Annotated in this window: 13 protein-coding genes; 8 read left to right on the forward strand and 5 right to left on the reverse strand. The window is 66.0% G+C overall.

The window, feature by feature from the left end:
• The first annotated feature begins 16 nt into the window (after window positions 1-16).
• From BMW35_RS02305 to minD, 7 genes are all read left to right on the forward strand, one after another.
• Window positions 17-1,486, forward strand: a complete 1,470-nt coding sequence (locus BMW35_RS02305; protein WP_089667678.1) for a FlaD/FlaE family flagellar protein — start codon at window positions 17-19, stop codon at window positions 1,484-1,486.
• Window positions 1,470-1,919 (forward strand): archaellum stator protein ArlF, encoded by a 450-nt coding sequence (locus BMW35_RS02310; protein WP_089667680.1) that lies wholly within the window; start codon window positions 1,470-1,472, stop codon window positions 1,917-1,919. The genes BMW35_RS02305 and BMW35_RS02310 overlap by 17 nt, the downstream gene beginning before the upstream one ends.
• Complete coding sequence (locus BMW35_RS02315) at window positions 1,920-2,372, forward strand: archaellum stator protein ArlG (protein WP_089667683.1); 453 nt, start codon at window positions 1,920-1,922, stop codon at window positions 2,370-2,372.
• Window positions 2,369-3,139, forward strand: coding sequence for an archaellum protein ArlH (locus BMW35_RS02320; RefSeq protein ID WP_089667684.1), 771 nt, complete (start codon window positions 2,369-2,371; stop codon window positions 3,137-3,139). The genes BMW35_RS02315 and BMW35_RS02320 overlap by 4 nt, the downstream gene beginning before the upstream one ends.
• A 186-nt stretch (window positions 3,140-3,325) precedes the next feature.
• The gene (locus BMW35_RS02325; protein ID WP_394327259.1) at window positions 3,326-5,047 is read left to right on the forward strand and encodes a type II/IV secretion system ATPase subunit; all 1,722 of its coding nucleotides are present in this window, start codon (window positions 3,326-3,328) and stop codon (window positions 5,045-5,047) included.
• Between the two features lie 2 nt (window positions 5,048-5,049).
• Complete coding sequence (gene flaJ, locus BMW35_RS02330) at window positions 5,050-6,795, forward strand: archaellar assembly protein FlaJ (RefSeq protein ID WP_089667688.1); 1,746 nt, start codon at window positions 5,050-5,052, stop codon at window positions 6,793-6,795.
• A 45-nt stretch (window positions 6,796-6,840) separates the two neighbouring features.
• Window positions 6,841-7,794 carry a MinD/ParA family ATP-binding protein gene (gene minD, locus BMW35_RS02335; RefSeq protein WP_089667690.1) on the forward strand — a complete coding sequence of 318 codons (954 nt, stop codon included), beginning with the start codon at window positions 6,841-6,843 and terminating at the stop codon, window positions 7,792-7,794.
• A 9-nt stretch (window positions 7,795-7,803) separates the two neighbouring features.
• Here the strand turns inward: minD and BMW35_RS02340 are convergent, their stop codons facing one another.
• Together BMW35_RS02340 and BMW35_RS02345 are read right to left on the reverse strand one after the other, a co-directional pair.
• A complete protein-coding gene (locus BMW35_RS02340; protein ID WP_089667692.1) occupies window positions 7,804-8,085 on the reverse strand; it encodes a DUF7521 family protein in 282 nt (93 codons plus the stop codon).
• A 71-nt stretch (window positions 8,086-8,156) separates the two neighbouring features.
• A complete protein-coding gene (locus BMW35_RS02345; protein ID WP_089667694.1) occupies window positions 8,157-8,501 on the reverse strand; it encodes an ArsR/SmtB family transcription factor in 345 nt (114 codons plus the stop codon).
• Between the two features lie 88 nt (window positions 8,502-8,589).
• Between BMW35_RS02345 and BMW35_RS02350 the strand changes: the two genes are divergently transcribed.
• Complete coding sequence (locus tag BMW35_RS02350) at window positions 8,590-8,988, forward strand: chemotaxis protein CheW (protein WP_089667696.1); 399 nt, start codon at window positions 8,590-8,592, stop codon at window positions 8,986-8,988.
• A gap of 10 nt (window positions 8,989-8,998) precedes the next feature.
• Here the strand turns inward: BMW35_RS02350 and BMW35_RS02355 are convergent, their stop codons facing one another.
• The 3 genes from BMW35_RS02355 to BMW35_RS02365 form a co-directional block, all read right to left on the reverse strand.
• Window positions 8,999-10,060 (reverse strand): phosphotransacetylase family protein, encoded by a 1,062-nt coding sequence (locus BMW35_RS02355; RefSeq protein ID WP_089667698.1) that lies wholly within the window; start codon window positions 10,058-10,060, stop codon window positions 8,999-9,001.
• Entirely contained in the window at window positions 10,057-12,159 is a 2,103-nt protein-coding gene (locus tag BMW35_RS02360) for an acetate--CoA ligase family protein (RefSeq protein ID WP_089667700.1), read from the reverse strand. The genes BMW35_RS02355 and BMW35_RS02360 overlap by 4 nt, the downstream gene beginning before the upstream one ends.
• A 131-nt stretch (window positions 12,160-12,290) precedes the next feature.
• Complete coding sequence (locus BMW35_RS02365) at window positions 12,291-12,593, reverse strand: MazG nucleotide pyrophosphohydrolase domain-containing protein (RefSeq protein WP_089667702.1); 303 nt, start codon at window positions 12,591-12,593, stop codon at window positions 12,291-12,293.
• Window positions 12,594-12,659 lie beyond the last annotated feature (66 nt).

The following is a 12,659-nucleotide window of genomic DNA, read 5'->3' on the forward strand; positions in this document are numbered from 1 at the left end:
CTCGTTATCTCACCCGATGACGATTATCGACCTCACCCCGACTGTGGCTGTCTTCCTGCAGTTCGGGGCACTGGCCGTCGGGATGGCCAGTTGGCTCGACGACGAGGGGTCAGGGGACTCCGGCGGTGGCGGTGAGGGCGACGACTTCGACGTTGACGACGACTTCGACGACGACTTCGACGACGACTTCGGGTCGTTCGACGACATGGACAGCGGCGGTGGTGGCGATGGTGCGGGTGCCGCGGATTCGTCTGTCAACGAGCTCGAGAACCGCATCGAGGAACTCGAAACCGAAGTCTCGAACGTCGCGTCGAAGGCCAACACCGTCCGGAGCGAGAACGAACAGATAAGCGAGAGCGTCGAGGACGTCGAGGAGAACGTCCGAAAGCTTCTGGAGATCTACGAGATGGTCACGCGCGGCGTGAACCCGTTCGTCGACGACGTCGACCCGAACGCGGCTGGGGGCGGTCCGGGCGCGGGAGACCAGAGCTTCGGGCTGTTCGACGAGGACGAGGACGACGGAGCTGCCGACGACGACCTCGACTCCGATGTCGCGGACGCGGAGGCCGAGGAGTTCTTCGAGGACGACGCCTTCGACGACGACTTCGAGGAAGAGGAAGGCGACGACATGGGTGGCTTCGACGACGACTTCGAGGAGGACGCAGACGACGGGATGATGGACGACGATATGGGCGGTTTCGACGATGACTTCGAGGAGGGCGACGACATGATGGACGACGACATGGGCGGTTTCGACGATGACTTCGAGGAGTCGGAGGAAGACGAAGACGAGATGATGGGCGACGACCTCGGGGACGAGGGCGAAGAGGCCGCCGGAGACGGTGGCGGAACGTCCTTCGAGGAGCTCAAAGAGGAGTACGAGTCCGGGGACGCTGACTGGGCCGAGGGCGAAGCGCCGGAGGACGAGGGCATCGAGGCCGAGAACAAGCCCGATATCGGGTTCGACGACTCGGACTTGGAGGCCGACGCCGAGGACGACGCTGAGCCAACTGACCTCGAGCCCGAACCAGAGCCGGAACCTGAGCCTGAGCCAGAGCCGGAACCTGAGCCCGAACCGTCTATCGACGAGGCGGCGGGCGCAGCGCCCGGCCCGGGGCTGGCACTCGGTGGCGACGACGGCCCGCACCTGGCGGAGCCGCCGAAGGGATACCTCTCGGACGTGATTTGTCTGGAGTGGCTCGACTACTTGCTGACCGAGTTCGGGCCGAAGAACACCGTCCGCACCATCAACTACTACGAGCGCATCGGCTGGATCGGAGAGCCAGTTCGCGATCAGCTCTTTGACTTCCTGGAGGGGCTCACCGACTCGGACTACCTCTACCGAGAGGAGTTCGGGAGCACCGAGTTGACGATGGACGACCACCTGAAGAGCCTCGACTACATCGAGGAGCTGACCAGCGAAGACATCGAGCGGGTCATAGTCGACCGGTGCGAGGACCTCCACAGGAATGGGATTCAGCGTTAGTGGCTCCGCGGCGATTCTGTTCATCGCCGCGTTCGTCAGCGTCGGTATCCTGTACTCGGCTGCGTTCAACGGCTACGAGCAGGTCCAGGATGCGGAGAGCGCTCGCAACGACAGAGTGCTGGAAGCGAAGAACACCGCCATCGAGGTTGCGAACGTCAGCTACAATGATTCGAGCGGGAACGGAAAGTTGACCGTGAACGTGACGAACAACGGGTCGACGACATTGTCGGTGTCGGGCACAGACCTGATTACTGACGGGAGCTACGTTTCCGACGGTGCGTACATTCAGGCGGAGAGTTCGGTCGACGGGAACAGCGAGACCGACCTCTGGCTGCCGGGGGAGACGTACTCGATGACCGTCTACCAGGAACCCGAACCGAGCCGAGTCAAGGTTGTCACGTCGAACGGCGTGGCGGCGACGGAGGTGGTGTGAGTGGCTAGCGTGTCCTCGTCGACGCTAATCATATTCATCGCGTCGATTCTGGTGGCCGCGTCAGTTGCGGGGACGATGACGAGCGGCGTGCAGCGGCTGAGCGGTGCGTTGAGCGACCGGAGCGTCGACGTCAGTACGAACATCGAGACGGACGTCGAGATCATCAGCGATCCGGGGAGTCCGGGATCGGTGTACAACGAGACCGACTCCGAACTGACGCTGCTGGTGAAGAACACGGGCTCGAAGTCCCTGCCGGCTGCGCCGGGGACCTTCGACATCATCGTCGACGGCGAGTACGCCACGAATCTGACGGTGACGGTCGTCGACGGGTCCAGCTGGAGCCCCGGCAACGTCGTGCGCGTGGACGCGTCGGGCGTGAGCCTGTCGAATGGCGACCACCGTGTGGTGGTCATCGTGAACGACGATCGCGAGGTGCTGGAGCTGAGAACATGAGCACTCGTACTCTCTACTCGCTCGGACTCGACGAGCACGACCGGTTGAACAACGAGCTAGGTGGCGGCATCCCGGGCGGCAGTATCGTCCTCATCGAGGGCGACTACGGCGCTGGGAAGTCCGCGATGAGCCAGCGGTTCTCCTACGGGCTCTGTGAGGAGGGGAACTCGGTGACGCTCGTGTCGACGGAGTTGACCGTCAGGGGGTTCATCGACCAGATGCACTCACTGAGTTACGACGTCGAAGAACACCTCCTGAACGAGGACCTGCTGTTCTTGGAGGCAGACGTGGACACCGGCGGGAGCGCACTGCGCGGTGGCGCCGGCACCGAAGAGGACGACAGCAGCCGTCGGAAGCTCCTGAAGCGCCTGATGGAGGCAGACAAGATGTGGGACGCGGACGTGGTGGTCGTCGACACGTTCGACGCCATCCTCCGGAACGACCCGAACTTCGAGGCGCTAGTCCGCCAGAACGAGGAGCGGCAAGCCGCCCTCGAAATTATCTCTTTCTTTAGGGATCTGGTCTCGCAAGGAAAGGTCATCGTTTTGACTGTGGACCCCTCTACTGTTGACGAGGAGGCAATCGGGCCGTTCCGGTCGATTGCCGACGTCTACCTAGAGCTACAGATGGTGGAAGTCGGGAACGACGTCCGTCGGTCCATCGCCGTCAGGCGGTTCGCGGGGATGGGCGAGCAGGTCGGTGACACAATCGGGTACTCGGTTCGGTCCGGTACAGGTATCGTCATCGAGAGCCGTAGTGTGGCGTAAGGAGAACCTACCATGGCAGATCACGGGAATCGGCAAATCGGTCACGAACTCCGGGAGACAGCGACCCGCTACACGCACCTCCGGGAGTACCTCCAGCGGTTCAAGCAGTTCACGGGCGAGTTCCCGGAGCTGATCGACGAACCGACCGACGACTGGGAAGCCGACAAGCCGAACGTCGTCTACCCCGTGGGTGGCCCGATTTACTGTCACGTGTACGGCGACCTAGGCAAGGACACGAAGTACTACACCATCGAGCCGGAGCTCTCCGGCCCGGAGGCGACCGTCTTCAAGAACGTCCAGGAGCGCATCCTGGAGAAGTCGGTGAACAAGCCGGCACCTGAGGCGGAGGCGGAGTACGACGACCGTATCGAGGAGCTCCTGGAGGAGACGGTACGGATTTCGGACGACAAGTCCGAGGACGTCTTCCACCGCGTCCGGCAGTTGCCGAACAACCTCGGGTCGCTGGTGAAGAACTTCGACGCGTCGTCGGTCGCCGACCAGATGGTGGGGACGGACGACGACAGGGGACAGATGTCGCTGGATTCGGGCGACCTCTCCACCGAGCAGGTGGCGGCCGGAGCGCGGAAGGTCGCGTCGAAGCCCCGGAACTTCGCGAACCAGTTCCGGGCGGCCGTGCCGATGGTGCGGGAAGCTCTCGAAGAGGCGTTCGGGTTCGGTCGCATCCCGGTGTCGGAGACGACCTACGAGAACATCCGCTACCAGCTGAACCGCGACATCGTCGGGTTCGGACCGCTGGAACCGGTGATGCGTGACCCGTACAACGAGGACATTCACGTCATCGGCCCGAACGGCTGTTACGTGGACCACGGGACGTACGGGATGCTGGAGACGACCGTGGACTTCGGGACGCCCCAGGAGTTCGACGGTTGGCTTCGGAACATGGGCGAGCGGATGGGCGACCCGGTCTCCGACAGCGACCCGATTGTTGACTCGACGCTGCCCGACGGCTCCCGTATCAACATCATCTACAGCGACGACGTGTCGCTGAAGGGGCCGTCGCTCACCATCCGTCAGGGCGACGACGTGCCGCTGTCCGTCGGCCAGATTACGAAGTGGGGGACGCTCTCCCCCGAACTGTCTGCGTACCTCTGGCTCTGCCTGGAGAACGAGCAGACGGTGTTCGTGGTCGGGGAGACGGCGTCCGGGAAGACGACGACGCTGAACTCCATCATGGCGTTCATCCCCCGGGACTCGAAGATCTACACCGCGGAGGACACCGCGGAGGTCATTCCCCCCCACGACACCTGGCAGCAGCTCCTCACCCGGGAGGGGCAGGGCGAGAACTCCGCGGACGTGGACATGTTCGACCTGGTCGCGGCCGCGCTGCGTTCCCGCCCCGACTACATCATCGTCGGTGAGGTGCGTGGTGAGGAGGGTCGGATGGCGTTCCAGGCGGCCCAGACCGGCCACCCGGTGATGCTGACGTTCCACGCCAGCGACATCGTCTCGATGATTCAGCGCTTCACCGGGGAGCCAATCAACGTCCCGGAGACGTTCATGGACAACGCCGACGTGGCGCTGTTCCAGAACCGCGTGAAGCAGGGCGACGACGTGCTGCGCCGCGTCACGTCCGTCCAGGAGATCGAGGGGTACTCGAAGGAGATGGGCGGTGTCGTCACCCGCCAGGCGTTCTACTGGGACCCCGTTGAGGACGAGATCGTCTTCCAGGGCCGGAACAACTCCTACGTCCTCGAAGAGCAAATCGCGACGCTGCTGGGGTACGCGGACACGAGGGAGATCTACGACGAGATGGACTTCCGCGCGGAGATCATCGAACGCATCATTCAGGAGGACCTCATCGGGTACCACGACTTCAACGACACCATCGCGGCGTTCCAGCGGGACGGCGTCGAGGGGCTCCCGTTCACCATCTCGCGCGGGTTCTGATCATGGCGGCCGAAGCCGAGACGGAGGGCGTCGAGGCCGAGGGCTCGGTGAGGGACATCGACTGGGGGGAGTTCGTCGACTCAGTCGTTGACTCCTACCGGGCGATGCCGATGCCGACGTTCAAGTACATCGCCTTCATCGTCGTGCCGTCGGTGCTGTTCCTCCTGACGTGCGTCGTCACGGTGGTCGTCCTCGACCTGCCGACGTTCCTAGTCTTCCCGATTCCGATGCTGGGGCTGCTGGCGCTCGTCGCGGCGGTGCTCTACCCGAAGATTCGACAGGACCAGCGCCGCACGCGCATGGAGAATCGCTTCCACTTGTTCATCACGCACATGACGGTGTTGTCGACGACGAACATCGACCGCGTGGAGGTGTTCCGCCGCATCGGCGCGGAGGAGGAGTACGGGCCGCTCGCGGAGGAGGCGCGGCGCATCGTCCAGCTCATCGACGCGTGGAACCAGAGCCTCGACGACGCGTGCCGGATGCGCGCGAACCGGGTGCCAAGCGACCTCGTGGCGGACTTCCTCGACCGGCTCGCGTACACCATCAACTCCGGTGAGAGCCTGGAGTCCTACCTGGTGAGCGAGCAGGAGGCCATCATCCGGAACTACGCGACGACCTACGAGGGGCAACTGGAGAACATCGAGGTCATGAAGGACCTCTACCTGTCGATGGTCCTGTCCGTGACGTTCGCGCTCGTGTTCGCGACCGTCCTCCCCATCCTGTCGGGGACGGACCCGACGATGACTGTCTCTGCGGTCGTCGTGCTGTACACCTTCATCCAGGTCGGGTTCCTGTACACGATGTACACGCTCGCGCCGAGCGACCCGCTGTGGTACTTCCCGGAAGACAGAACGACGTCCGCTGAGTGGCGGCTGCGCATCGCGACGGCCATCGGCGGCGGGCTGGCGGTGGTGCTGGCGCTGGTCGTGGTTGCTATCCAGATGGAGTGGACGCCGCTGGCGGCCGACGTGCTGCCGCTGCCGATGTACGCAGCGGTCCCGACGACGCCGCTGCTCATTCCGGGGCTGGTGGCGCACGCCGAGGAGGAGCGCGTGAAGGACCGCGACGACGCGTTCACGAGCTTCATTCGGGCGCTGGGGTCCAGCGAGACGGCGCGACAGACGACGACCACGCGCGTGCTGCAGTCGCTGCGTGACAAGAACTTCGGGCCGCTGACGGGGCTCGTGGACGACCTCTACAAGCGCCTGAATCTCCGGCTGGACGCGGCGCGGGCGTGGCGGCACTTCACGGCCGACGCGCACTCCTACCTCATCCAGAAGTTCTCCGAGATGTACCTCATCGGTCGCCAGATGGGTGGTGCGCCGAAGCACCTCGGAGAGCTCATCTCGGAGAACATGAGCGAGGTGCTGCAGCTCCGCCAGAAGCGCAGCCAGTCGGCGTCGACGCTCGTCGGCGTGCTGTACGGCATCACGGCGGCGGCGACGTTCGCGTTCTTCATCGGCCTCGGTATCGTCGACGTCATCTCCGGGCTCGGCCTGGACTTCTCGAACCCGGCGTTCGACGTCGGCACCATCATCAACACCGAGGTGTACGACATCCAGCTCATCCAGTACCTGCTGGTGTTGACCCTGATAATCAACGGCGTGCTGTCGTCGCTGATGGTCCGTGTGGTCGACGGCGGTCACAAGGTGAACGCGTACATCCACTTCGTCGTGTTGACGTGGGTTTCGTGTGCCATCGGGTCGCTGACACTCGGACTCGTGGAGTCACTGCTGTCGGTGTGACCCGGGAGCCACACTTATGTGCTGGTGCCCGCAAGGACGACTACGATGAGTGAGGCCGGCGGTGAGGGGTACGTGTTCGCCGTCGCCAGTGGCAAAGGCGGCGTCGGGAAGTCCACGACGACGGCGAACCTCGGGGTCGCACTCGCCGACGACGGCTTCGACGTGGCAATCGTCGATGTGGACCTCGGGATGGCGAACCTCGCCGGGTTGTTCGGCGTCGACGAGGACGTGACGCTACACGACGTGCTCGCGGGTGACGCGTCGCCGAGCGACGCGACCTACGACGCGCACGGCGTGACCCTCGTTCCGGGCTCGACCGACCTCGAACAGTTCGCGGAGGCGGACGCGAAGTCCCTCCACCGGATGGTCACCCACCTGCGGCGCGACCACGACGTCGTCCTGCTGGACGCGGGCGCGGGGCTGAGCTACGACATCGCGATGGCGATGAGCGTGGCAGACGGCGTCCTCCTGGTGACGACGGCCGAGCTGAACTCGCTGACGGACGCGACGAAGACCGGCCAGTTGGTGGGTAAACTGGAGAAGCCGGTAGTCGGTGCGGTGTTCACGCGGACCGGCGACGGCGGCTTCGACGATGTCGAGGGCATCGCCGCGGCGCTCGGGACGACAGACGCGGTGACGGTCAGTGTCCCCCACGACGACGCCGTCAAGCTGGCCGTGCGGAAGAGCCACCCCGTCGTGGACCTGCAGCCGGAGAGCCCGGCAGCGAAGGCCTACAACCGGCTCGCTGCGAGTCTGGCGGACAGCGTCGGCATGGAGCCGCCGGAAGAGGAAGACGACGAGGACGCCTTCGAGTGGGTCGACCCGGACACCGGAGAGAGCGAGGAGAGCGACACCGAATCGTCGCAGGACGCCGAAGACGGACCAGTCTACGAGATTTCCATCGAGGAGCTGATGGCGGAAGCCGGCGTCGACGACGACGACGAGGCGGCAGAGCGCCGCGTCAAGCTGTTCGACCGCGTGAAGTCACGGTTCTCCTGAGAACGAGAGTTAGCTGGACTCGAAGATGCTGTACATCACGAAGAGGTAGCCACCCGTCGAGACGAAGTAGTTGATAGTGAGCAGCGTCCGGGTGTGCTCGAATCCAGTGAGGAAGGCGAGGATTGTCGTGCCGACGGCGGCGGCGACCACCAGTCCGAACCCCGCCGAGAGGTGCATCATCGACGACCGGCCAGTGTCTCGGTACGCGCGGACCGAGAACCAGACCATGCTGAGACCGGCGACGGCGAGAGTCGCGCTGAACAACAGGTAGAGTGATTCGATGAGGCGCATGCCGGGCTTGCTTACGACCACCCAGAGCTCCCCCAAAAGTGTACGGGCGTGATTACCAGTCCCGAGAATTACTACCGGCTCTCCGACCCGAGGTCACTCCAGACGTCGACGAGCGCGTTCTTCGCTTCGGTGCGTTCTTTCGTGTCGACGGTCGTCTCGTCGACGCCGAATTTCACGCTGATCTCGTCGACCTGTCGCCGGTAGACTTTCGTCCGTCGCCCCTCGTCCGAGAGCTCTTTGCCCTCCAGTTTGAGGAGGTCGTGTTCGCTGAGCTCCTCGATTCGGCGGTAGCTGGTGGCAATCGGGATGTCCAGTTCCTCGCTGAGGTCCTGCGCGGACTTCGGCGTGTGTGTCGCTTCGAGTATCTCGGCGTTGTACTTGTTGCCGAGTACCCGCAACACGTCCACCGGGTCCATCGAGATGGAAATGGGACCCCCGCGAAAAAAGAGTGTCGGGGCTGGCGTCAACCAAACGCTTAATTCGGCAGCACCCCGACTCGGCCGTATGGCCGACGACGAGACCGACGTGCTGGAGTTCTCCCTGGGCGACGGCAGGTACTGCATCGACATCGCGCACGTCGACGAGATCGTCGACGCGAACGAGGACGTGACGGCGATTCCGAACTCCGAGCGCCACGTAGTCGGGGTCGTCGATCTCCGCGGGCAGACGACCACGGTCGTCGACCCGCGCGTGAAACTCGGCGAAGCAGGTGAGACGGAGGGCAGCCGCATCGTCGTGCTCTCGGAGCACGACGCGACCGGGCTGCTCGTGGACGACGTCCACGAGGTCGAAGCCATCGCGGAGGCGGACCTCGACGAGTCTGGCGCGTCCGAGACTACCCGCGGTGTCGTCCGGCGCGACGACCGGTTCGTCGTCTGGGTCGACCCGGACGCGCTGGTGTAGCCGCCCGGCGTCAGTCGAGCAGTCCGTCGACGTCCGCGTGGTCGTGGAGGAGTCGCTGCATCACGTCGACAGTGTGTTCGTCGCGGACGCGGCCGCCGCGGACGAGATTCTCGCCTCGATCGAGCGTCGTGAGCGTGTCGGACTGCACGGAGAGCACCGGCACGCCTTCTTCTGTGGCTTTCCCGAGCACCGCGCCCGACGGCCGGTGGCCGCCCGTGAGCACGAGCGCGCGGACGCCGGGCGCGTCGAGCGCGGCGGTCTGGACGTCCGCGCGGTCGCCGCCGGTGATGACTGCGGCGTCCTTGGTGCGGCGGAAGTGGCTGAGCGCGCTCTCCGCGCTCATCGCGCCGACGAGGAACCGTTCGACGACAGCGTCCTCGCCAGCGCCGTCGGTGAGGACGTCCGCGCCGAGGTCGGTCGCGAGGTCGTCGACGGTGACGCCGGAGAGTTCGCGCTCGGCAGGGAGCACACCGAGCACGGGGATACCGCGCCCTTCGAGGAACGGCGCGACTTCGGTCTCGACGTCGTCGTAGGCGGCGTCCTCGACGGCGTTGAACACGACGCCGGCACACCGGTCACCGAGGGATTCGGCGGCGGCGAGCACGTCGTCGACGTCGCCGGGCTCCTCGTAGTGGGCGACGACGACGGCGCGCGCGTCGAGCAGTTCGGCGATGTCGGCGTCCGTGAGGTCGACGATGCTGCCGGTCGCGGGGTCGTCGGCTCCCTCCACGACCATGAACTCGCGGTCGTCTGACAGCGAGTCGAACGCGTCGCGGACGCGGTCGCGGAGGTCGTCGGTGTCCTCGCGGCCGCGGATCGCGCCCTGGACGAACGTCGGCGAGTACACGACCGGTTCGAGGTCGTGCATCTCGGCCTCGATGTCGAGGAGTTCGCGGGCGAGCATCGGGTCCGCGTCGAGGGTCTTCCCGACGTTGCTCTGGAGTCGGGTGCCCTTCGGTTTCATGTAGCCGACCGTCCGGTCGCGCTCGGCGGCGAGTCGCGCGAGCGCGAGCGAGACGGCGGTCTTGCCGGTGCCTGCGTGGGTCGAGGTGACGAGTAGTGTGTCGGTCATAGTTCCTCCGGGTCGATGGTGAGCCGCACGTCGAGTGCCGTCGCGCCGTCGCTCGTGGCGAGCAGCGGGTTGACGTCGAGTTCGAGGATGGCCGGGAAGTCGGTGACGAGCTGGCTGAGCCGCTGGACGCTCTCCGTGATGGCGTCCTCGTCGGCGGGGTCGCGGCCGCGGGCACCCCGCAGCAGGGGCGCGGAGTCGAGTTCGTCGATCATCTCGCCGGCCTCGCGGTCGGAGACGGGCGCGACGCGGACGCTGGTGTCCTCGAGAATCTCGACGAAGATGCCGCCCAGGCCGAACAGCAGCAGCGGGCCGAACTGGGGGTCGCGGTTCATGCCGAGGATGGTCTCCGTGCCCGCGTCGACGTCGACCATCTCCTGCACCTGGACGCCGAGGATGGTGGCGTCGGGCTGGTAGTTCTTCGCGCGCGTCACGAGGTCCTCGTAGGCGTCGGCGACCTCCTCGTCGGAGACGCCGACTTTGACGCCGCCGATGTCGGACTTGTGGAGGATGTCCGGGCTGACGATTTTCATGACGACGTCGCCGTCGATGTCGTTGGCGACCCAGCGGGCGTCGGCGGGGTCGTCGACGACTTCGCCGTCGGGCGTCGGGATGCCGTAGGCGTCGAGGAGCTCCATCGCTTCGACACCGAGCCGGGTCGCGCCGCGGTCGGCGGCGTCCTCCAGAATCTCGCGGGCTGCGTCGCGGTCGACGTCGAAGTCGGTCGGGGCCTCGTACTCGCGGCTCTGGACCTCGCGCTGGACCGCGAGCGCGTCGAGGCTGCCGATGGCGCGCGCCGGGTCGAAGTAGTTCGGGATGCCGGCCGCTCGGAGTACGTCCGCCGCGCGGTCGGTTCGTTCGCCGCCCATCAGGCAGGTCACGACTGGCTTGTCGTGTTTCGCCTGCAGGTCGACGACGACTTCGCCGAGTTCCTCGTAGTCGATGACCGCGGTGGGCGCGGACAGCACGAGCGCGCAGCCGACGTTGTCGTCGGCGAGCACGGTGTCGAGGGCCGACCGGAAGCGGTCGAGGTCGGCGTCGCCGATGACGTCCACGGGGTTGTAGACGTTCGCTTCGTCCGGCATCGACCCGCGGAGTTCGTCGAGCGTGTCGTCCTCGAAGGAAGCCATGGAGAGCCGCGAGTCGCCGACCGCGTCGGTCGCCATCACACCGGGGCCGCCGGCGTTCGTGACGACGGCGACGTTCTCGGAGTCCGGCATCGGGAGGCCGTCCAGCGCTCTCGCGAAGTCGAACAGCTCCTGGACGTTCTCGGCGCGCACGACGCCGGCCTGCTGGAAGCCGGCCTCGTAGGCGGCCTCGCTGCCGGCGATGGTGCCGGTGTGCGAGGAGGCGGCCTGCGCGCCGGCCTCGGTGCGGCCGGACTTCACGACGACAGCCGGAGTCTCGTCCGTGACCTCGCGGGCGGCGTCGATGAACTCTCGGCCGTCGTCGATGCCCTCCAGGTAGCCGAGGATGACGTTAGTGTCTGGGTCGTCGCCCCACGCTCGCATGAAGTCCGTCTCGCCGAGGACGGCCTTGTTGCCGAGGCTGGCGACGTCCTTGAAGCCGATACCCTGGTCGTTCGCCCAGTCCAGCACCGCCGTGATGAACGCCCCGGACTGGCTCATGAAGGAGAGGTTCCCGGGGAGTGCATTCGACGGGCCGAACGTCGCGTTCAGTCCGGTCGGGGTCGAGAGCACGCCGAGGCTGTTGGGGCCGACGAGGTTGAGGTCGTACTCCTCGGCCACGTCGACGAGGTCGCGCTCGCGCTCGGCTCCCTCGCCGCCGGTCTCACTGAACCCGGCCGTGATGACGACGACGTTGTTGACGCCCGCTTTGCCGGCGTCGCGGACGGCGTCCACGACGATGCTCGGCGGGACGACGACCACGGCGAGGTCGACCGCGGGTGCCTCGCCGAGGTCCGGGTAGCAGTCGTACCCGAGGACCGACTCGCGGCCGGGGTTGACCGCGACCACGTCGCCGTCGAAGTCGGCGAGGTTCTCGACGATGGCGCGACCGATCGACCCCTCGCGGTCGGTCGCGCCGACTACCGCGACCCGCTCCGGGGCGAACAGTCCACCTGCGTCTGCTTGTGTCTTCACAGGTGGACCGAGTACGGGCGCGGGCTTAAAACCGCACGACGTTCCCTCGCCGCGAGAACCGCTCTCCCACAAAGATTCGTGATACTCGCGGGCTCTGGCCGGGTCGCCAGTCTCCCCCGAATGCCCGGTTGCTACGCGCCGGAGCCCGCCGTTCCCGACTCGTCGAGACGGGCATCGTACTTCGCCAGCGCCTCGTCGAGCGCATCGCCGGCGTCGTAGTCGAGTTCGTCGGCGAGCGCGAGCAGGCAGAACAGGGCGTCCCCGAGCTCGTCGCGGTCGACGTCGACGCCGTCTGTGGTGCCGTAGTCGGTGGTCTCGTTGACGTTCTTCGCCAGTTCGCCGACCTCGCTGGCGAGGTCGAGGACGCGGTTCTCCGGCGGCGCTCGCAGGTCGTGGGCGTCGAGGAACGCGGCGACGCGTGCCTGGTCGTCCATGTGGCTGGCGTCGCCCGACCCTGACTTCAACCACGCGGTTTTAGGCTTCCCAAAGACTACTTTCCG

The organism is Halobacterium jilantaiense, assembly GCF_900110535.1.
Classification (GTDB): Archaea; Halobacteriota; Halobacteria; order Halobacteriales; family Halobacteriaceae; genus Halobacterium; species Halobacterium jilantaiense.